The following is a 20,646-nucleotide window of genomic DNA, read 5'->3' as shown; positions in this document are numbered from 1 at the left end:
TGTTCCGCAATTCGCCGCGAGGCCGATCCCGACTACGTTCGAAAGTGACTAAGCCGTCACCACTACCATTGACACGATGTGCCTCGGCCAGGCCATAGGTCGCTCCAAGGGCGGTATGACAACCAAAATCTTGGCGCTTACCGACGCGCTTGGCAATCTCGTGCGCTTTGTCCTGCTGCCGGGCCAGCGCTTCGATACGGTCGGTGTCGAACCGCTCATCCAAGGCCTCTCCTTCGGCGCTCTGATCGCCGACAAGGCCTTCGACAGCAACACCATCATCGCCGATCTGAACGAGCGTGGCGCCAAGATCGTCATTTCCCAGCATCCGCGCCGAACAAAGCCGATCCCGCTCGATGCCGAGATGTACAAATGGCGTCATCTGATCGAGAATTTCTTCTGCAAACTCAAAGAGTTCAAACGCATCGCCATGCGCGCCGACAAAACCGACCAGAGCTTCAATGCCATCATTCATCTCGCTGCTGCCGTCATCAACTCCAAATGAATCTCAACAAGCGCTAGCTTCACGACATCGACCGCGAAACCGCCTTCCTTGTCATCGAACAGATCGCGCCTGACGGTCCCGCCTGCCGCCTCGTAGGTGTCCAGCCCACCTAGGAATTTGACCCGCTTGTCGCTTGCCCGAACGCCCTCGCCAGCAAGTGCGGAACGAATGTTTGATGCGTAAGGGTTCCAAGCTGGCAGTTCATTCCATACCCGTTCCTGCGCCTCGTGATCGTCGCTGATCGTGAAGGCCGGAAACTGGTCAAAGGTCATGTCCTCGTTGCGGTAAGCCTCTAAGAGGCGAGGCGACACGCGACCGAGGGCAAGGCGGCGGCGCACAATCGTTTCGGTCGTGCCGAACCGTGCGGCAATGTCGGGGACCGACTTGCCTTCGTCCGCCAGATCGCGGAACGCCTCGTACTGGTCGACCGGATGCCTCGCGCAAGACGTTTTCGGAAAGGCTGATTCCCGTAGCGTCCTCTCCGGAGCGGCTCCTCGCATTCGACGGGAAAATCCTTCGCGATCTCACCAGCCTCGGCCAGCAGAACCAGCGCAGCACGGCGGCCACCATCGAGCTGTTCCGCAAAGGCGAGAGGATTGCCGCCCATCTGCGCTTCAGCGGCAATGGACGGCACACGACGTGTCGGATCATATGCCTTCATCGCACCGCCGCTTTGCCGACTGGACGATCGAGAGGATCACCCGGGAAGCTTCCGCGATCGGCCCCGATGTGGCCTTGCTGTGCCAGAAGATACTGGCGGATCGGCCGCATCCCGAACAAGGCTTCCGCGCCTGTCTTGGCGTCATCCGGCTCGTCAAGGGCTTCGGCCGCGAGCGCGTCAACGCCGCCTGCGGCCGGGCGCTGGAGATCGGCGCCCGGACTTATGGCTCAGTCCGCTCAATCCTCGACAATCACCTCGACCGGGCATCGTCGAGCCAGGCGACGGCTCGCGAGCCCATCGACCACCCCAATATCCGCGGTTCCCGCTATTACCACCGAAGGAGAATGACATGCTTGCACATCCCACCCTCGACCGGCTCAACGCTATGGGCCTGACCGGAATGGCCAAGGCGTTCAATGAACTGGCCGCCAATGCCGAGGCCGAACAGCTATCGCATGGCGAATGGCTGGCGCTGTTGCTCGACCGGGAATGGAGCTGGCGCTACGATCGCAAGCTCGGCGCCCGCCTGCGCTTTGCCAAGCTGCGCCATCAGGCGGCGCCTGAAGATGTGGACTATCGCGGTGAGCGTGGCCTCGATCGGGCACTGTTCATCAAGCTCATCGCCGGAGACTGGATCGACGCTCACGACAATTTGGCCATCTGCGGCCCATCGGGCGTCGGCAAAAGTTGGTTGGCCTGCGCGCTCGGGCATAAGGCGTGCCGGGATGACCGGTCCGTTCTCTATCAGCGTGTCCCACGCCTGTTCGCCAATCTGGCGCTCGCCAGAGGCGACGGTCGTTATGCACGTCTGCAGAGAACCCTCGGCCGCGTCCAGTTGCTCATCCTCGATGACTGGGGCTTGGAGCCTCTCAACGACCAGGCCCGGCACGATCTCCTGGAAATCCTCGAGGACCGCTATGGGCGACGCTCCACCATCATCACCAGCCAGCTGCCTGTGTCGGCGTGGCATGACGTCATCGGAAATCCAACCTATGCCGACGCAATCCTGGACCGCCTCGTTCATAACGCCCATCGCATCGATCTGACGGGCGAAAGCCTGCGTCGCAAACAAGCGCAAAAGGCTTGACACACGGCACGTACGAAATGACAACAATCACAGCCAGCAAGGCCTAGCCCAGGGGGGCGACATCATCTCGGAATCCGGGGGCGTGATCATGTCGGAACAAAGGGGCGGCTTCGTCGGAATCGGCATCAAGGATTGGGGGATGGACTTTCTCCATCTACTCCTTGCCGGTTTATACGGCGTCCCACACGCTCGCCGCTCGCCCCATACCATCTGGTTTTGACCTTAATGCTGCAGCTCATTGAGCTCATTGACTATCCAGTCCATAATTCGCTTTGTATCGGGTGAGGGCTCCACCGCTTTATGTGTGACGGCATAGAAGGCCATGCCTGTCCGCCATTTCATATCGGATGCTTCGACTAGCAAACGCCGCTGCACGGCGTGTTCAACAATATGCCTCCACCCGAGAGCCACGCCCTGACCGCCGATCGCTGCTTGCACCACGAGGCTATAGTCGTTGAGCCGTAACCCCTCGCCACGATCCGTATAGGCCACGTCAAAATGATTGAACCAGTCCTGCCATGTGGGGCGCGGTCGGTACGGCTCCTCCAGGTGGATGAGCGTGCGCTCCGACCTTTCTTCGAGCCAGTCGGGGTGTTGGCTGAGATAAGCCGGACTGCAAACAGGTATTATGATTTCGTCCACCGCCCTCACGGCCTGGTAGTCGGACCAATTCCCGTTGCCTCGCCTGATCCCTATGAGCGTTGAGTCTCGCCCAATCTCTACATCGCGATCCGACGTGAGAAGCCGAATGTCGATGTCCGGGTGTTGAGATCGGATGGCAGGGATTCGTGGGATCATCCAGTGGCTCGCAAAAGCGGTCGATGAATCGACTGTGACCCGGTCGGACGCCGCGTAACGCAGCGAGTCCGCTGATCGTGCAATCTGCTGAAGTGCGCTGGTCACGTCTGCATGGAACTTCCGGCCACTGTCCGTGAGCTCCACCAGTCTGTGCCGGCGATGGAAAAGGGCTATGCCGAGATCCTTCTCCAAGAGCTTCACGCTATAACTGATGGCCGCCTGCGTCAGGCCAAGCTCTTCCGCAGCGTCAGTGAAGCTTCCCAGCCTCCCCGCTGATTCGAACGACAGGAGAGCGTTGGGGTTCGGGAAGCGACGGCGTAGATCTCGCATAAGCTACACTTGGGCATCCATCAAGGTTTTTGCGGTTTACCGCGGTCTTGGATGGCTCTATTCGTGTCTGCAGTTGGAGAGCAGGAAGCAACTCATGTCAAGACAGCTTATGCCAAGAGTTCGCTCAAGGACGGGTCGGAGAGGCGCCGCCGAGGCGATAAGCGAGGCGCAGCGCCTTATTGCCGGCATCGAGCGACGCGTTCCAGCTTTTGAGCTCTTGGGCGAGGATGGGCTCGCCACCATCGAGGCCGCCGCCGATACAATTCTTGAGGAAATTGGCATCGAGTTCCGCGATGATCCGGAGGTGCTCGATCTCTGGCGAAAGGCTGGCGCTGACCTCTCCGGCGAGCTCGTGCGCTTTCCGAGAGGGCTGCTGCGCTCGATCCTGAAAAGTGCGCCGGCTTTGTTCACCCAGCATTCCCGCAATTCCGAACGGTCACTCAAGATCGGCGGGCGGCATGTAGTCTTCGCGCCGGCCTATGGTTCGCCCTTCGTTCGCGACCTCGAAGGCGGGCGGCGTTACGGCACGCTCGCCGACTTCCAGAACTTCGTGAAGCTTGCCTACGCTCTCCCTTGGCTACACCATTCCGGCGGTACGGTCTGCGAGCCCGTCGATGTCCCAGTCAACAAGCGGCACCTTGACATGGTGGCGGCGCATCTGCGCTTTTCCGACAAGCCTTTTATGGGCTCTGTCACGTCCGAGGAGCGGGCGGGAGACTCGATCGAAATGTGTCGGGTTGTATTCGGCCGCGACTTCGTGGACGAGAACTGCGTCGTTCTCGGAAACATAAACGCCAATTCGCCGCTGGTCTATGATGCTACCATGACGGGCGCGCTTAAGACGTATGCGCGCGCGGGCCAGGGCACCGTGATCGTGCCCTTTATCCTGGGCGGCGCCATGGGTCCGGTGACCACGCCGGGCGCTATCGCACAGAGCCTCGCCGAAACCATGGCCGGCTGCGCGCTGACCCAGCTCGTCCGGCCTGGCGCGCCAACGATCTTTGGCAATTTCCTGTCCTCGACGGCGCTGCGCTCGGGTTCGCCGACCTTCGGCACGCCCGAGCCCGCGCTGGGTTCGCTCGTGGTGGGCCAGCTCGCGCGGCGGTTGAACCTGCCCCTGCGCTGCTCGGGCGCCTTCACCGCTGCCAAGCTCGCCGACAGCCAGGCCATGACGGAAAGCACGATGTCGATGTTGGCCTCCGTGCAGTGTGGAGCTAACTTCATCTTGCATTCTGCCGGCTGGCTCGAAGGCGGTCTGGTGATGAGTTATGAAAAGCTCATCCTCGACGCCGACTTCTGTGCCGCACTCCACACTTGGATGGGGGGGCTCGCCATCGACGAGAATCAGCTTGCGCTCAACGCGTTCAGGGAAGTGGGGCCGGGTAAGCATTTCTTCGGCGCGGCCCACACAATCGCCAACTACCGAACCGCCTACTGGGAATCGGAGGTGGCCGACAACAACTCTTTCGAGCAGTGGCGCGACGCGGGCGAGCTTGACGCCACGCAACGTGCCCACGCGCGCTGGAAGAAGCTACTCGCTGAGTACGAGCAGCCCGCGCTGGAGGCGGGCGTCGACGAAGCGCTTTCCGAGTTTGTTGCGCGGCGAAAGGCCGAGTGCAGCGATCAGTGGTATTGAGGGGGGTTAGCATGGAAACGCATGCGCAGGTGGTTGTGATTGGCGGCGGGGTGGTCGGCTGCTCCATCCTCTATCATTTGGCCAAGCATGGCTGGTCGGACGTGGTGCTGTTAGAACGCAACGAGCTCACCTCCGGGTCGTCATGGCACGCGGCGGGAGTGATTCACACGATCAACTCGGATCCCAACATCGCCCGGCTGCAGGGCTATACGATCAAACTTTACAAAGAGCTGGAGGACCTCACCGGCCAGTCCTGCGGCATCCACCGACCAGGTGGCATCTATCTTGCGTCCACACCCGAGCGGCTTGATTACCTCCGCCAGGAGCGCGCCAAGGCGCGCTATATGGGCCTGGAGACAGACTTCATCTCGCTCGAACACGCCCGCGAGCTGAACCCACTCATCGACCCGACGAAATACTTGGGCGCGCTGTTCGAGCCCGTCGATGGCCATGTCGACCCGTCCGGCGTTACCCACGCCTATGCCAAGGGGGCGCGACACTACGGCGCCAAGGTATTTCGCGAGTGCCCCGTGATCGAGACCAGGCCGCGCCGGGACGGCGGCTGGGACGTGGTCACGCCGAGAGGCACGCTCCATGCCGAGATCGTCGTTAACGCCGCGGGCCTGTGGGCGCGCGAGGTGGGGCGGCTCGCCGGCATCGACCTGCCCGTCCAGCCCATGGAGCACCACTACCTAATCACGGAGGCCATCCCAGAAATCGAGGCTCATGGCCGGGAAGTGGCCGTCACCGTCGATTACGAAGGCAATGCCTATACGCGCCAAGAACACCAGGGGCTGCTGCTTGGCACCTATGAGACGAACTGCGTGCCCTGGGCGGTGGACGGCACGCCGCTCGATTTCGGCCATGAGCTGCTCCAGGATGATCTTTCGCGCGTGACGGAGCGGCTTGAGACGGCATTCGAACGCATGCCGGCGATCGGCCGGGCCGGTATCAAGAAGGTCGTGAACGGCCCCTTCACCTTCGGCCCAGATGGGAACCCGCTGATCGGCCCAGTGCCGGGCCTCAAGAATTACTGGACGGCGGTGGGCGTGATGGCCGGCTTCTGCCAGGGCGGCGGTGTCGGCCTTTGCATGGCCGAATGGATGATCGAGGGCGAGCCGTCCGTCGACGTCTGGGGCATGGACATCGCCCGCTTCGGCGAGTTTGCCACCCGCGACTGGGGCCGCATCAAGTCGGCAGAGAACTATTCGCGCCGCTTCATCCTGACTTATCCCAACGAGACGCTGCCCGCCGGCCGCCGGCAGAAGACGACGGCTCTCTATGACCGGCTTGCGGCCAAAGGCGCAGTGATGGGAGTCAGTCACGGGCTCGAACATGCGCTGTGGTTTGCACCCTCTCCCGCCGAAGCGCAGGAGACGCCGACCTTCCGCCGCTCCAACGCATTCCCGTATGTGGCCGACGAGGTGCGAGCCGTACGCGAAGCCGTCGGCATGATCGAGATTGCCAACTATGCCAAGCACCAAGTCAAGGGACCGGGCGCGGAAGCCTTCCTCGACCGCGTGCTCGCCAACCGGCTGCCCAAGGTCGGGCGGCTCACGCTGACCCCGATGCTGACGGCGAAGGGTAAGCTCTACGGCGACCTTACCGTAGCACGGCTCGACGCGGAAACCTTTTGGCTCTTCGGTTCGGGCGCGGCGCAGAACATGCATCGCTGCTGGTTCGAGAGGCATTTGCCGCAGACTGGCGTGATCTACAATAACACGTCGGACGCGCTGCACGGACTGGCAATCGCCGGGCCGCTTAGCCGGGAGCTGCTCCAGCGCGTCACGCGTGGGGACGTTTCGCCGAGCGGGCTACGCTTCCGCGACATCCGCCACATGGTGGTGGGCGGGGTGCCGGCCATCGTGGCGCGGGTCTCATTTTCGGGCGAGCTCGGCTACGAAATCTATGTCGCGCCGCAATTCCAGGTCGCGCTCTATGAGGCGCTGAGCGAGGCCGGCGCGGATCCGGCCCTTAGGGTCTATGGCGGTCGGGCGCTGATGTCGATGCGGCTCGAAAAGAACTGGGGCGTGTGGACCCTCGACTTCCGCCCCGACTTCACAGTAGCTGAATCCGGTCTCGACGCCTATGTCGCCTTCGACAAGCCCGCCGAGTTCATCGGCCGCGAGGCGGCGCTCGCCGAACGCGAGCGTGGGCCGAGTAAGCGCCTCGTGACCTTGGTCGTCGACACCAAGGATGTGGACTGTGTGTCCGACGAGCCGATCTTTGACGGCCGGGAATGTGTGGGGTACGTCACCTCCGGCGGCTACGGACACACGGTGGGGAGAAGCCTGGCGATGGGTTATGTGCCGACCCCGCTCGCCGCCGACGGCACCAAACTCCGCGTGGAGTTACTGGGAGAGTTCTACGACGCCGTCGTGACCGCTCAGCCGCTCTACGATCCTGACGGTGTGCGTATGCGCAACTGAGCAAGGTGGTGTCGCGATATTCATTGTTGGCACGATCCTTCTGGCGCTTGTGCTGTCGCGGGTGGCGGACGAACCAAAGACGGGCTCCCCGTGTTTTGAGAAGAGCCGGTGAAGGGTCACCGCTATGGCTGGTTCAGACCCTGACAGGCCGATCGTCGAAATTGTCGCGGACAATGGGGATTTCCGGCTGGGGCGAGACATGTCCAGTCGGAACTGTCTGTCAGCCGTATCACGCCCTGGGCGCGCGGGCATTGCGACAGGAACTCGAAGAAATCAAGCCGCGCGCAGGGGTGCTCAAAATGGACCAACGCTTGTCAGAGTATGGGTATGCGAAGGCGGCAATCTATCTTCGCGTTCCGGTCGGTCAGCTGCCGGGCGGAGTTTTAACAATCGTAGGCGCGCCGGATGAGACGACCAGGATCGCGAAAGCCAAGCGCGACGAAGGTTACCCGCTCCAGCAAGTGAAAATCGGGGGCGGGCAGCTGGAGCGTGACGTCGAAACCGTTTGGGAAGCGGTCGGCAATACGGACAGAATCGCGATGGACACCAATCGCGGCCTGACGGTCCGCGACGCGATGTTGCTAAGCCAGCAGTGCTCTGACAGTCCTTCGGATTCGAGCAGCCGTACGAAACGATGGAGGAAAGTCCTCTTCCTGCGCGCCCGGATGCGCTATCCCGTTTGTCTCGACGAGAGCACTGAAGATCTCGGGGTGGTCCTGCGCGCCGTCAGCACAACGCAGCCAATGGGTTCGGCTTCAAGGTCGCGCGTCTCGGCGGACGTTCGGCTATGACCGAGACCCGCGACGTTTGCGCTGTCCTGTCCTTGCGGGATAAGTGTGACGAGGCATGGGCGAGGACATCATCGCTGCCGCTTGCGTCCATCCGGCGGCGTCGGTCGAACCGCGCCGCGTTGAGGGAATGTGGATCGCTGAGTCCCACATCGATCGTCAAGATGATTCGGGAGGCCCGGTGGCGATTGATGGCAGCCATTCCGGCTACCCAAGGTTCTGGACATGCTGTAATCCGATACTGTCGTATGGGCCCTGAATGACCGTTCCCTTTTCGCCGATTGCTCACTCGTGTACAGTTGACTGGGACAGCAGAGGGCAGGCCATCCTTCCCTGCGACAACCCCGTGTTCTGTCGCATTGTCATCCTGCTCGTTCCCGGATTTTCGCAATTAACTCTATCATCGTTCGTTGACCCGCTTCGCGTCGCGAACTCGGTCTCGGAACGCACATTCTTTAAATGGGTGGTGTCGAGTTCGGACGGCAGGCCGGTTGAATGCGCCAGCGGCATCTCTGTATCCGCTAGCAAGACGTTTGCCAGCTTGGCGACGGACCTGCAGGGTAGCGACAGGCCAGCCATGATAGTGGTCTGCGCCGGTGAAAAGGTCGAAAGCCACGCATCGGCGTCGCTTATGAAGCTCCTGCGCCTATGCAGGCGGCACAGAATTCCGATCGGTGCGCTCGGGACGGCAACTTGGCTGCTCGCGGAGACTGGCATTCTGAACGACACTGATCCGTTGGGAGAAGCTGGCCGCGCTTTCCGAGAGTTTTGGTCGCCTCCGGGTCACCGACCGTTTGTTTGTCCGGGATGGAGATGTCCTGACCTGCGCGGGTGAGTTCGCGTCCTTCGACCTAGCGATGGAGCTGATTTCCGATCACCTCGGCAAAGACTGCGCATCGGCCGTTTGTAGACATACGACCGCAGGCCATTGGCGCTTGGGTTCCGATAGGCAAGGGGCGACCGGCGCTCAATATACCAGCATAAGCAAAAGGGTCGCTGAAGTCATCAGCCTGATGGAACAGCATATCGAAGACCCACTTCCCCTTTACGATATTGCAAAGTGCGTCGGACTTTCACGGCGTCAAATCGAACGCCTCTTCGAACGCTACGTCTCCTACTCACCAATGCGGTACTACTTGCGCCTGCGACTAGAATGGGCCAAGCGCCTGATCGAGCAGACGAACATGCCGTTTCTGGAGATAGCCGTCGCGTGCGGCTTCGTTTCGTCGTCCCATTTCTCGAAGTGCTTTCGCGAAATCTTCGGCAAGGCACCGCGCGATTGCCGAAGGTGACGATCGAGTAGCTCAGCCATTCGGCTTTAGACCAGCACCGCTTCCTGACGCATTACCTGCCGTTTTGGTTTGCCGAGATGGGTGGCTTTAGGTGAAACAGCCGCCGCGATTGGTCCTTCGCCTTCCTAGCTAGGTGCCTTCCCCGCGCTGACAAGTATCGACCAAGAATGTCTTCCGAAACCACGGTGTATCCGGCAGCGGCAGCGTCGTGCTGTAGACGCTGGCTTACGGCCGACTCGGCAATTCCGCGTTGTCCTGCCTTTGTTGTGGATACAAGTTTCACGACGGTCAGCTATACTTCTCGCTCTCGAAGCATATACTTCGCCATTAAAATTACTTATAGATCAAAACATTATTTTTATGGCGATTTACGGAACCTTCTCTTGACATGCTCGTGCAGATCGAACACTATATCGCGACGATAACCCCCGTCGAACGACTGCAGCGGGATACCCCTGAAAGGGCGCTCAATGAAATCAGTGTAACGCGAACCGACGGCCGGGGAGGGGCCTCGATCAGCGTGCGAAATATTTCCGGTACTTTTCCGGGCACAACGCAGATTGTCCGACGATAAGCTTAGATCTGCAGTTTGTAGATTCGGTAAAGTACAGCAGCGTAACCGCCGACCCGCTCTGTCAGCCTGTCGAAATGTGCTGCGTGCGGCCTCACACCGGTGTGTGGGATCAACCAACACGAAAAGCGGCCCCGCCTCGAACGGGAAAACTCAATCAAAGGGGAGGAATTGATCATGAATAACTTCGCGAACGGTGTGAGCCGTCGGAGCTTTCTCAGGACCGGTGCCGCGCTCAGCGGGAGTATCGTCGCTGCCGGCATGCCGTTGTCGCAAGTCATCTGGGCAGCCGAAGGCAAGGTGCTCAAGGCGCGAGCCCGCCGTGACATCGCCAAGCTCGATCCGGGCTTCTACCAGGGTGGACCCGATGTCGACGTGATGAATTGCATCTATTCGAAACTCACGCACTACAAGCCTGGCTCAGAATGGGGGTGGGAATTGGAGGCGGCGGAAAAGATCGAGCAGGTCGATCCCACTCATATCCGGTTCCAGCTGAAAAAAGGCATCAAATTCAGTGGCGGCCACGGCGAGCTGACCGCCAGGGATGTCAAGTTCTCGTTCGAGCGCGTGATCAAGCACAAATCGCCGGACAAGGGTGATTGGGGTCCGCTCGACCGTGTTGAGTTGGAAGATGACTATACTGGCGTGATTGTGCTCAAGGCGCCCTACGTGCCGCTCTGGAACCTCGCGCTCCCTTATGGGGTTGGCCACATCGTTTCGGAGGATGCGGTGATGAAGGCAACCAAGGACGGCGGTGATTTCGGCATGAAGCCGCCGGCCTTCTCCGGCCCCTATGTGATCGCCGACTGGAAGGCGAAGCAGTATCTGCTCTTGACGCGCAACCCGGACTGGTCAGGCCCGAAGCCCGGGTTTGACGAAATCCGCATCCTACCGATCGCCGATCTCAAGACCGCGGAACGCGGCTACCAGGCCGGCGACATCGATTTCACCAGCATCAGTCTGGATTCGCTCGCAACGTTCAAGAACAGTACGCCCGCTGACACCAAGATCGAGGAGCATCCCTCGCTCAGTTTCACCTGGATCGGCATGAATATGGATCACCCCGAGCTCAAGGACATCAATGTCCGCAAGGCGATCCAATGGGCCATCAATGTGCCGCAAATCCTGGAGGTTGCCTATTCGGGGCAGGCCGTCGTCGCGACGGGCATCATTGCTCCGGAGGTTGTCGGGCATCGCGATAAGGCACTCGTGTCGCCGGAAGGCGATCTCGCCAAGGCCAAGGACCTGCTAGAAAAGGCCGGAGTGACCGATCTGACCTTAACCCTCGATTGCACAAATGCGAGCACTGATACGACCATAGCGCAAACGGTGCAGGCGCAATTGTCGCAGATCGGCATCAAAGTCGAGATAAATGCCCAGGATAGCGGCTCATTCTCCACAGTCGGCAAGGAGTCCGAGGGCGAACGCTGGAAGGACCTGCAACTCATCATAAATAGTTATTCCAGTTTGCCTGACCCGTATTATGCAACTGCTTCGTTCGTGCAAGATCAGGTCGGTGTCTGGAACTGGGAGCGCTTCCGCAGCGAGCGTTTCGATGAACTCCATGCCAAGGGGCTCATGGTCGAAGACCACGAGGCGCGCGCGAAGCTCTACTACGAAATGCAGGATCTCATGGAGGATTCTGGCGCCTACCGGTTCCTGACCCACGGGGGCAATCCAGTCATGTATCGCACAACGCAAACGCAGGCCGCGACGCGTCCGGATGGTGTCCCGCTGTTTGTCGAATTTTCGCCAGCTTGATTTGAGCGGCGTGGCCTTATGTGGTTCTATTTCCTCAAACGGATCGTCCTCGCGGTCGCAATTATTATGATCGCGGTGACGCTTCTGTTTTTCATGATCCATGCCGTGCCGGGCGATCCTGCCGCGATTCTGCTTGGCCCACGCGCGACGCCCGAGATGAAGGCCCAGCTCTATGAGCAGATGGGGCTCGATAAGCCTCTTGTCGTGCAGATTGCGATCTTCTTCGGCGGATTGCTCCAGGGCGATCTCGGTTACGACGTGTTCAGCCAGAGACCTGTCGCCGATATCGTGTTCGAGCAATTGCCCTATACGATCGAACTGATCCTGGTCTCGATCTCATGGGCGGTCGCGGTTGCGGTACCGCTCGGCTGTTACTCGGCTATGCGGCGAAACTCTGTCGTCAATCAGGTAGCCGGCGTTTTGACGATCGCCACGATCGCAATTCCTTCCTTTGTAATGGCCGTTTATGCGCTGCTAATCTTTGCCGTGATTTTACGCTGGTTGCCAGCGATCGGAGCCGGTGACGGTTTCTGGGAGGGGTCTATCCATCTCATCCTCCCTGCCTTTGCCATAGGAATTGGCTGGGTCGGTTACATTTCCCGACTGGTGCGTGCGTCCATGCTAGAGATTCTAGGAGAAAACCACATTCGCATGGCTCGCTCGTTTGGGATTTCGGAATGGCACATCGTTGCACACTATGCGCTGCCGCTCGCGATCCTGCCGACCGTGACCATACTCGGCGTTGGAATAGCATCGCTACTTTCGTCCGCGGTCTTTATCGAGGTGGTATTCGCGAGACCTGGCATCGGCGCGCTCATTGTGGACGCGGTCAATACACGCAACTATCCGATAGTAATGGGCACCGTGCTCGTCACTAGCTTCCTTGTCGTCGTCGCGACGACGCTCTCCGACCTGGTCGCTGCAGCGCTCGATCCTCGAACCCGCGAGAACCTCTAGCATGCCGAGCGTTGAAGCGAGCCACTCCGAAGCCAATGAGGGAGAGGGCCTTGGCGTCTTGCGTAGCGTCGTACAGCAATTGCGCAACAACCGTTTGGGCGTGCTCGGAGTAGCGCTCGTAATTTTTGTGGTGGCAAGTGCGCTCTTTGCTCCCCTCATCATCACGCATGACCCGATCCAGATCATGGTCGGACCGCGCCTGGCCGCACCTTCACTGGATTTTCTTTTGGGTACAGACCAACTGGGCCGGGACACGTTTTCTCGTACCATCATGGGCGGCCGCATTCCGCTTCTTGTCGCTTTCGCCTCCCTTGGTAGTGCGATCGCGGTCGGTCTTTTGCTTGGCCTCATCGCAGGCATAGGGCCGCGTTGGCTAGACAATTTGCTCCTCCTTGTCTTCGATACGAAGCGATCCATTCCGAGTATCATTTTCGCGCTGGCCATGATTGCACTTCTCGGACCCAGTCTAGCCACTCTCATTTTCGTCATCGCAATAGGGTCGGTGCCGATCTACGGGCGTGTAGTTCGCACCCAAACACGGGCCCTGCGCAACAGTGAGTACATTGCCGCGGAGCGCAGCATGGGCGCGAGCACCACCCGAATCGTCGCCGTTCACGTGGCACCTAATGTTATCGGACCACTTCTGATTCTCGTCAGCATGGACATCCCGGCTGTCATCGCCGTCGAGGCAGGTCTCAGCTTTCTTGGCATGGGCGTGCGACCGCCAACGCCCGATTGGGGAGTGATACTCAACGATGGCTATGCCTCCATCAATCAGTCACCTTGGCCTGTTATCGCCGGCGGGATTCCAATCGTCCTAGCAACGCTTGGCTTCACGTTCCTGGGCGAGGCGCTACGGGACATATTCGATCCCAAATTGCGGAAAGACCTATGAGACGCGACCATCTGACATCGGATACGTCCGCACGGCCGGTACTTGAGATTCGTGACCTAAATCTCGATTTCGGTACGCCGCGTGGACGCATCCATGCCCTGCGTGACGTTTCGCTCGATGTCCCGGCTGCAAAGGTGATTGGCATTGTCGGCGAGAGTGGATCTGGAAAATCGACGCTCGCCTATACCGTCATGGGCCTGCTTCCAGAAAATGCAGATGTGTCAACCGGCAGCATCCTGTTCGAAGGTAAAGACCTGCTCAAACTGCCCGCTCTAGCGCGTCGGCGCCTGCTGGGTGACCGCCTGTCGATGATCTTTCAGGATCCGATGACTGCACTCAATCCGGTGCGGACGATCGAGAGTCAGATGATTGACATACAGCACCACGAACAAGGAAGCCGGAGCGAAAAGCTCGCTCGTGCTCTCGACATGCTTCAGCGGGTCGGAATTCCAGATCCCCAAACTCGGATCGGCGCTTACCCGCATCATTTCTCTGGCGGCATGCGCCAGCGCGTATGCATTGCAATGGCGCTTCTTGTGAAACCGGCTCTACTAATAGCCGATGAGCCAACGACTGCGCTCGATGCAACGCTGGAAGTGCAAATCATTCATTTGCTCAAAGATCTGCAGAAGGAGATCGGCTGCTCGGTCTTGTTCGTTTCCCACCACCTCGGTGCGGTGGCTGAGTTATGCGACCGGGTCGTCGTCATGTATGCGGGCGAAGTGGTGGAGGAGGGAACTGTTAGGGACATCTTCCACAACCCTGCTCACCCCTATACACGGGCCTTGCTCGAGTGCGATCCCGGGCGGATCAGACAGAAGACACGGACTTTGCCGACCATACCCGGCGAGATTCCCAGTCTTCTGGGCAGCAAAAAGGGATGTATCTTCCGCGCCCGGTGCCCGCAGGCGTTCGATCGCTGTGTGCAAGAGAACCCGGTTGAGTACCGCATCGGCGTGGACCAAGTCGCTCGATGCCATCTTCTCGACGAAAAGCGGCTGGTTTCGGCATGAGCGCGCTGCTTCGGGTTCAGGACCTGCGTGTCCGCTTCCGCACCATGGGTCCGCTGAAGGCGTTCGCCACCGGGACGAAGGCCCCTTTCATCGGCGCGGTATGCGGCGTGTCCTTTGAAATCCGAAAGGGCGAGACACTCGCTCTTGTCGGTGAAAGCGGCTCAGGCAAATCCACTATCGCGCGCACGATCATCGGCTTGCAGCGGGCTGTGAGCGGCAGCATCAACTTCGACGGACAGGAAATTGAAGAGCTCAGCGGGGCTGAACGCAAGCCCTACTTGCGGCGCATGGCGATGATGTTCCAGGATCCGATCGGCTCACTCTCGCCGAGGCTGACCGTGCGATCACTGTTGACAGAGCCTTTTCGCATCCATGGACTAAAGGATCGCGATGTCGGTGGCGAAGCGGAGCGCCTGCTGCGCATGGTCGGCTTGCCGGCTGATTTTGCTCGCCGCTATCCCCATCAGCTTTCCGGTGGTCAGGCGAGGCGCGTTGGTATCGCGCGGGCTCTTGCCCTAAATCCAGACTTGATCATTGCCGATGAGCCGACCGCGGGCCTCGACGTCTCGGTACAGGGCGAGGTGCTCAATCTTCTCGCGCGGCTTCAGGACGAGCTCGGCATGGCGATCCTGATCATCACGCATAATCTCAATGTCGTGCGCCACATGACCGATCGCATGGCGATCATGTATCTCGGTCGCTTTATTGAGGTCGGCTCCACCGAGCGCATCTTCGACCAACCGCGCCATCCCTACACCGAGGCGCTGCTTGCGGCCAATCCCGAGCCTGACCCGGATGCGGTGCTCAATAGGATCGAGCTCAAGGGTGAGGTGCCGAGCCTGATGAGGCGGCCATCTGGCTGCGAGTTCCACACCCGTTGTCAATATGCGCAGGATATCTGCACCCGCGTCTTCCCCGAACCTTGTGCAAGCCCGCATGACACCGAGCACAGCTTCAGATGCCATTTCCCGCTGGAGCGCGAAAGCGTGGCGCCGGTGCAGGAGCGACTGGGGTCTTCAGTTGGTCCAAAGCCGGCGAGGGCGAGGCATGGTCGTGCTTACGCTTTGGCGACAGCTGTCGGCACTCGCAACGCGCGCCCAAGCACTGAGAACGGCTCTCTTCGCAAGATCTCTCCCCAGACCAAGAAATGACCATCAGTTCGACCGTGGGGTGACCCTCAACCGGTCAATGTCAACTTCGCTATTCGAGGAGCTCATATCATGTCTTCATCGTTCACCCTCAACATAACCGGGCAGTCTCTTATTCGGTACGATGTTCGACAAATATCGGATGAGGGCTTCGCCGCAATCAAAAAATTGATCCAGAAAGCCGACGTTTCCTTCACAAACTTGGAGACGACCATTCTTGGCCGGCACGGAGGTGGACCGCTGAAGGGCTCTCATTTTCTTTGTGCGCCCGCTGTCGTGCTGGATTCTTTGAAGGATATAGGCTTCAACGTGCTGGCGCTTTCCAACAATCATGCTTTCGATCTCGGCCCGTCGGGGGTGTTGTCGACGCTTGAGGAAGTGGAGGGACGGGGTTTTCTTCATGCAGGAATCGGTGTCGATGCCACGGCCGCGCACCAGATAGGAATGAAGGAATTCGGCACAAGAAAAATTGCCCTCGTTGCGATGGATGGGGGCCCAGGGCCGGCCATAATGTACGCCGATAATGCGACAGAGACCCGCCCGGCTCGACCGGGCGTAAACAAGCTCGATGTCTCGCGGGTGTTTGAGGTCGACGACAAAAACTTCAAAAGCCTGGTCGCCATTCAGGAAACCTTTCAAAGCAACGTCTGGGAACTCGGCTGCTACGCCCAGCCGAACGACCCGCCCACACTCGCATCATCCGACGAGATTGACTTTTACGGAACCATTTTTCGTAGGGCAACGGGAAACCACCGCAGGATTATCGTCAACGAGGCAAGCCTGCAGGGTCAGCTAGCCACGATCCGCAAGGCCGCATCAGACGGCGCTTTTGTCCTCGTCTATCTTCATCACCACCATGGGGAACTGAGTTGGCGCGAGGTCCCCGGGTGGGTCCAGTCTTTTGCGCGATCCTGCGTGGAGGCAGGCGCGAACGCGTTCGTCGGCCACGGCGAACCTGCGCTGCAGCCGATCGAAATCTATCGTGGAGCGCCGATCTTCTTCGGGCTGGGGAATTTCCTGTTTCATGTGTCTGGAGGTGACGATTGGATTTCTCCGGATGTATGGAAAAGTGTCGTCGCAACATGCAGCTTCGATGGCAACAACCACTTGCAGTCGATCGATCTCGTTCCAATCGTGGTCGGCGGGGAACAGCGGCTTGGCAGCAGCAAGGACTATGCTGAGCGTATTGTCCCTGTGCCCGCTTCAAAAAGCCTGGCTCATGCTATCCTCGAAGATCTATCTCGACGTTCGGAAAAGCATGGAACCAGAATTGTGTTGGAGGAAGCTCGCGTAGTTTGCCCGACAACAAATTGAGGCCACCGGCGGAACTTTGGAAAACTGACCAGCCGGTCGAAGGGGTTTATCCCTCGGGACTTGAGCCGCCAAAGCGCATCACATCGTTCATGCGTGTGTTTCGATTAGCAGAACGGCAGGGATGCTGGGCTGATGGGTGAATGGGCAGATCCACCTGGGGCTCACCGCAATGGCTTATGAGGTGCTCCTCAACGGCAAGGATATCCTCTCGGTGGGCAAGAGGGGCATTCGCCGGGAGCGCGGTGACTCCGTCAACCCGCCGCACCGACTCGGCAACCAGTGATCGAAGTCGCCCTACAGTACGGGCCGATGAAAGAAGGAGGTCAGGGAACTACACAGACCTGCGCCTGAAATCTGTTCCCGAAATTGAGAGCGGATATCCTGGAACGGGTGTCGGGGACCGGCGCGCCGAAAGAGCCGGACCTGGAAAACCAACCGCCTATCCCATTCAAAAGGATTCCTGATGCTACAGTCCGCCCATACTGTGATCGAAAACGAGTGGATAACCCTCAAGGACGGCACGCGGTTGGCCGCGCGTATCTGGATGCCGGAAGGGGCGGCGGTAAGCCCGGTGCCCGCCGTTCTGGAATTCCTTCCCTACCGCAAGCGCGGCGGCACGGATCCACGTGATGAATCGACCTATCCGGTGTTCGCCGCCGCCGACATTGCCGGCGTGCGCGTCGACATTCGCGGCTCCGGCGAGTCCGAGGGAGTGATCGACGGCGAATACACCCCGCGCGAGCTTTCCGATGCGTGCGAAATCATAGAATGGATTGCGGGGCAGCCCTGGTGCAGCGGCAATGTGGGGATGATGGGCATCTCTTGGGGCGGGTTCAATTGCCTACAGGTCGCAGCACTCAGGCCGTCGGCACTGAAGGCCGTTATATCCATCGCCTCCACGGTCGACCGCTATAATGACGACATCCACTACAAGAATGGCTGCCACCTTTCCGCTCAGCTCTCCTGGGCGGCGACTATGCTTGCCTTCCAGTCGCGCTCGCCCGATCCCGGAATCGTCGGTGAGCGCTGGCGGGAAATGTGGCTCGAACGCCTAGAGAACGAGCCTTTCTTGATGGAAGAATGGATTGGGCATCAGCGCCGCGACGCCTTTTGGAAGCATGGCTCGATCTGTGAAGACTTCAACGGTTTTCCCATACCGGCGCTGGTCATCGCCGGTTGGGCCGACGGCTATCGCAACACCCCTGTAAAGGCCGTAGAGGGGCTTGGCGGCAAGGCCAAGGCTTTGATCGGTCCCTGGGTGCACAAATATCCGCATTTCGCCTGGCCAAAGCCGCGCGCAGATTTCCACGGCGAAGCCATCGCCTGGTGGAACCGCTGGTTGCGTGACGAGCCGAATAGCCTCGAAGACCTGCCGCAGATGCGTGCCTATATCCTCGACGGTCCCCTCCCAGCGTTGCGGCGCGAGCAGGACCCCGGCTACTGGGTTGCCAAGCAGGAATGGGCGAAGCCTGAGAGCGAAACATTCGGTGTCGATGCCTGCGGCGCTCTGACGGCGGAGGGCGGCACAGGTGTTGGTGAGGTCTATATCCGTTCTCCGCTCGACACCGGCACGGCGGCGGGCGAGTGGTTCACGCTGAAACCCGATGCCGAGATGGCGGGTGACCAGCGCATCGACGATGCTGGGTCGCTGGTTTTCGAGACGAAGCCGCTCGAGGCGGAACGGGTCTATTTGGGACAGCCCGAGCTGAAGCTTGAGGTTCGCTGCGAGGGCGAATGGGCGAATCTTGTAGCGCGCATCATCGACGTGCATCCGGACGGAACCGCAATGCGCGTCGCCTATGGCGTGCTCAACCTGGCCCATCGCGAGGGCAATGCCGAACCGCGCGCAATGGAAAAGGGCGAAAGGACGACAGTCACCGTGGTGCTGGACGCCTGTGGCTATCGTTTCGCGCCTGGCCACCGCATCCGTCTGTCGCTATCGACAGCCTACTGGCCGCTGATCCTTCCCGCGCCGGAGGACCCGGGTTTAACGATCGACACAGCCAGCCTTTTGCTTACCCTGCCCCTACTCGGCGCGCACAAGAAAATTACTGTCCCGGAACCGGAAAACCCCGATCCGCTGCCCGACTACATCGATCATCTGCCTGGCGAGACGCGGCGCTCGGTCGAGCGCGATCTTGTAGGCGGCACGACCCGCTACAGGATTTACGAGGATACGGGTCTTTCCGAACATCCTGCCAACCATTTGTCGACACGGGTAATCCGCGACGAGCTATGGTCGCTCAAACTAGGCGATCCGCTCTCGATGAGCGGGTCATGCTCCTGGGCATGCTACTTGCAGCGTTCCGGTTGGTCCGTACGCACAGAGACCAAATCGCAACTTTCATGCACCGCATCCGAGTGGCTGGTCACGGCTTCGGTGACTGCCTATGAGGAAGACCGCCAGATATTTCACAAGACCTACGAGAAGCGCGCAGAGCGCGATTTCATGTGACCGAGTGCAGTCGGCCGAGCTCCGCAGACCGACACCGGCAAGTCATGGTTAGCCTGCGCCTTCGGCCGCCAGGCGGCAAGGCTCGATCATTCCGTGCTCTATGCGCGCGTGCCGCGCCTATTCCTGGCGCTCGCCCGCCTCGATGGCCGGTTTCCCCGCCTCATCGACAAGCTCACCCGCGTTCAATTGCTCATTCTCGACGACTTCGGGACCCACAGCCCCACCGACGAGCAGCGCTTCCACCTGTTCGAAATCATAGAGGAACGCTATCGGCGAAAATCCACCCTGATCACCGCCCAAGTCCCGGTGGCCACAGGGCATGACCTGATTGCGGGCCCCACGGTCGCCGACGCCATTCTCGACAGGATCGTTCACAACGCGCACCGTATCGTACGCATCCGGTGAAGACCGCAGACGTGCGCATCCGGCAGCCAGGAGAACCTGAGCACCGGAGTGCTGGGGTCAAGCTTTCTTTGGGGAGACGCGATGATATTCTTCGAGGAGGAGTTTGACCTCCTCGATGCCTTCATCGGTGAAGGCCAAGATCCCGTCGTCATCGTTGGCGCCGTAGACCCAGATGACGCCGTCCTCGGGCTCGAGACCGAGGGTCAGGTCCTGGATGAGCGCTTCGCTGACGCCGAGGTCCCTGGCGACACGATCGACGGTGTAGACGTGATGCACCTATTGCGCTGCATGATCAGGCCGCCGCTGGTTGGGTCCGCAATTTTGCGGATCTCCAATTCCACGGCAGCAAATCATCGATCCGATGGGCCGGATAGGCGGGCAGTCGGGCGAGGACGTCGGCGAGCCAGGCCTGCGGGTCGACATCGTTCATCTTGGCGCTGACGATCAGGCTGTAGAGAACGGCCGCGCGCTGTCCGCCGCGATCGGAACCGCAGAAGAGCCAGGACTTTCTGCCGAGAGCCATCTCGGGGTCATTCTGCCCATGTTGGGCAGGAGGTCGAGGTCCATTACCGTTGGCACCCGTATTTCGGACATCGGCTTCGCT

The 20,646-nt window shown here is 60.0% G+C and carries 16 protein-coding genes and 3 pseudogenes; 15 read left to right on the top strand and 4 right to left on the bottom strand.

Translation table 11 applies throughout. The features are described from left to right. Positions 1–88: 88 nt before the first annotated feature. Positions 89–502: pseudogene (locus NKG60_RS31360) on the top strand (IS5 family transposase); the annotation flags it as partial. On the opposite strand, the gene NKG60_RS31355 reads toward NKG60_RS31360, so the two are convergent. Beyond that, entirely contained in the window at positions 469–774 is a 306-nt protein-coding gene (locus NKG60_RS31355) for a hypothetical protein (RefSeq protein WP_352976624.1), read from the bottom strand. The pseudogene NKG60_RS31360 and the gene NKG60_RS31355 sit on opposite strands and share 34 nt — an antisense overlap. A gap of 266 nt (positions 775–1,040) precedes the next feature. Between NKG60_RS31355 and NKG60_RS31350 the strand changes: the two are divergent. Then, positions 1,041–1,498: pseudogene (locus NKG60_RS31350) on the top strand (IS21 family transposase); the annotation flags it as partial. Between the two features lie 14 nt (positions 1,499–1,512). After that, positions 1,513–2,250, top strand: coding sequence for an IS21-like element helper ATPase IstB (gene istB, locus NKG60_RS31345; RefSeq protein ID WP_352976623.1), 738 nt, complete (start codon positions 1,513–1,515; stop codon positions 2,248–2,250). 222 nt (positions 2,251–2,472) lie between these two features. Here istB and NKG60_RS31340 read toward each other — a convergent pair whose 3' ends face one another. Further along, complete coding sequence (locus NKG60_RS31340; RefSeq protein ID WP_352976621.1) at positions 2,473–3,378, bottom strand: LysR substrate-binding domain-containing protein; 906 nt, start codon at positions 3,376–3,378, stop codon at positions 2,473–2,475. Between the two features lie 94 nt (positions 3,379–3,472). On the opposite strand from NKG60_RS31340, the gene NKG60_RS31335 reads away from it, so the two are divergent. The 12 genes and pseudogenes from NKG60_RS31335 to NKG60_RS31280 form a co-directional block, all read left to right on the top strand. Then, on the top strand, positions 3,473–5,014 hold the full coding sequence (locus NKG60_RS31335) for a trimethylamine methyltransferase family protein (protein WP_352976619.1): 1,542 nt from the start codon (positions 3,473–3,475) through the stop codon (positions 5,012–5,014). A gap of 11 nt (positions 5,015–5,025) precedes the next feature. Further along, complete coding sequence (locus NKG60_RS31330) at positions 5,026–7,443, top strand: GcvT family protein (protein WP_352976618.1); 2,418 nt, start codon at positions 5,026–5,028, stop codon at positions 7,441–7,443. A 251-nt stretch (positions 7,444–7,694) separates the two neighbouring features. Beyond that, complete coding sequence (locus NKG60_RS31325; RefSeq protein WP_352976616.1) at positions 7,695–8,234, top strand: hypothetical protein; 540 nt, start codon at positions 7,695–7,697, stop codon at positions 8,232–8,234. Between the two features lie 854 nt (positions 8,235–9,088). Further along, entirely contained in the window at positions 9,089–9,523 is a 435-nt protein-coding gene (locus NKG60_RS31320; protein WP_352976614.1) for a helix-turn-helix domain-containing protein, read from the top strand. Between the two features lie 673 nt (positions 9,524–10,196). Next, positions 10,197–11,855 (top strand): ABC transporter substrate-binding protein, encoded by a 1,659-nt coding sequence (locus tag NKG60_RS31315; RefSeq protein WP_352976612.1) that lies wholly within the window; start codon positions 10,197–10,199, stop codon positions 11,853–11,855. An 18-nt stretch (positions 11,856–11,873) separates the two neighbouring features. Continuing rightward, positions 11,874–12,812, top strand: a complete 939-nt coding sequence (locus NKG60_RS31310) for an ABC transporter permease (RefSeq protein WP_292660784.1) — start codon at positions 11,874–11,876, stop codon at positions 12,810–12,812. A gap of 1 nt (position 12,813) precedes the next feature. After that, entirely contained in the window at positions 12,814–13,707 is an 894-nt protein-coding gene (locus tag NKG60_RS31305; protein ID WP_352976610.1) for an ABC transporter permease, read from the top strand. Further along, positions 13,704–14,720 carry an ABC transporter ATP-binding protein gene (locus tag NKG60_RS31300; protein ID WP_352976608.1) on the top strand — a complete coding sequence of 339 codons (1,017 nt, stop codon included), beginning with the start codon at positions 13,704–13,706 and terminating at the stop codon, positions 14,718–14,720. Before NKG60_RS31305 ends, NKG60_RS31300 begins: the two co-directional genes overlap by 4 nt. A gap of 44 nt (positions 14,721–14,764) precedes the next feature. Further along, positions 14,765–15,871, top strand: a complete 1,107-nt coding sequence (locus NKG60_RS31295; RefSeq protein WP_352976606.1) for an ABC transporter ATP-binding protein — start codon at positions 14,765–14,767, stop codon at positions 15,869–15,871. Positions 15,872–15,940: 69 nt separating this feature from the next. Continuing rightward, positions 15,941–17,182 (top strand): CapA family protein, encoded by a 1,242-nt coding sequence (locus NKG60_RS31290; RefSeq protein ID WP_352976605.1) that lies wholly within the window; start codon positions 15,941–15,943, stop codon positions 17,180–17,182. Between the two features lie 463 nt (positions 17,183–17,645). Continuing rightward, on the top strand, positions 17,646–19,637 hold the full coding sequence (locus NKG60_RS31285; protein ID WP_352976603.1) for a CocE/NonD family hydrolase: 1,992 nt from the start codon (positions 17,646–17,648) through the stop codon (positions 19,635–19,637). Between the two features lie 27 nt (positions 19,638–19,664). Beyond that, positions 19,665–20,042 (top strand): annotated as a pseudogene (locus NKG60_RS31280) (ATP-binding protein); the annotation flags it as partial. A 57-nt stretch (positions 20,043–20,099) separates the two neighbouring features. Here NKG60_RS31280 and NKG60_RS31275 read toward each other — a convergent pair. Further along, positions 20,100–20,318 (bottom strand): hypothetical protein, encoded by a 219-nt coding sequence (locus NKG60_RS31275; protein WP_352976601.1) that lies wholly within the window; start codon positions 20,316–20,318, stop codon positions 20,100–20,102. Between the two features lie 16 nt (positions 20,319–20,334). Next, the coding region (locus tag NKG60_RS31270) for a transposase domain-containing protein (RefSeq protein ID WP_352976599.1) at positions 20,335–20,646 on the bottom strand (312 nt) is incomplete at its 5' end.

The sequence above is a fragment of the Mesorhizobium sp. M1428 genome (assembly GCF_040317515.1).
Taxonomy (GTDB): Bacteria; Pseudomonadota; Alphaproteobacteria; order Rhizobiales; family Rhizobiaceae; genus Mesorhizobium.
This window is presented reverse-complemented; position numbering and strand designations above follow the sequence as displayed.

Coding starts and splice junctions, on each gene's coding strand:
- NKG60_RS31300 (WP_352976608.1), top strand. CDS start 13,704: ATGAGACGCGACCATCTGACATCGGATACGTCCGCACGGCCGGTACTT.
- NKG60_RS31305 (WP_352976610.1), top strand. CDS start 12,814: ATGCCGAGCGTTGAAGCGAGCCACTCCGAAGCCAATGAGGGAGAGGGC.
- NKG60_RS31290 (WP_352976605.1), top strand. CDS start 15,941: ATGTCTTCATCGTTCACCCTCAACATAACCGGGCAGTCTCTTATTCGG.
- NKG60_RS31310 (WP_292660784.1), top strand. CDS start 11,874: ATGTGGTTCTATTTCCTCAAACGGATCGTCCTCGCGGTCGCAATTATT.
- NKG60_RS31340 (WP_352976621.1), bottom strand. CDS start 3,378: ATGCGAGATCTACGCCGTCGCTTCCCGAACCCCAACGCTCTCCTGTCG.
- NKG60_RS31285 (WP_352976603.1), top strand. CDS start 17,646: ATGCTACAGTCCGCCCATACTGTGATCGAAAACGAGTGGATAACCCTC.
- istB (WP_352976623.1), top strand. CDS start 1,513: ATGCTTGCACATCCCACCCTCGACCGGCTCAACGCTATGGGCCTGACC.
- NKG60_RS31355 (WP_352976624.1), bottom strand. CDS start 774: ATGACCTTTGACCAGTTTCCGGCCTTCACGATCAGCGACGATCACGAG.
- NKG60_RS31320 (WP_352976614.1), top strand. CDS start 9,089: ATGGAGCTGATTTCCGATCACCTCGGCAAAGACTGCGCATCGGCCGTT.
- NKG60_RS31295 (WP_352976606.1), top strand. CDS start 14,765: ATGGGTCCGCTGAAGGCGTTCGCCACCGGGACGAAGGCCCCTTTCATC.
- NKG60_RS31335 (WP_352976619.1), top strand. CDS start 3,473: ATGTCAAGACAGCTTATGCCAAGAGTTCGCTCAAGGACGGGTCGGAGA.
- NKG60_RS31330 (WP_352976618.1), top strand. CDS start 5,026: ATGGAAACGCATGCGCAGGTGGTTGTGATTGGCGGCGGGGTGGTCGGC.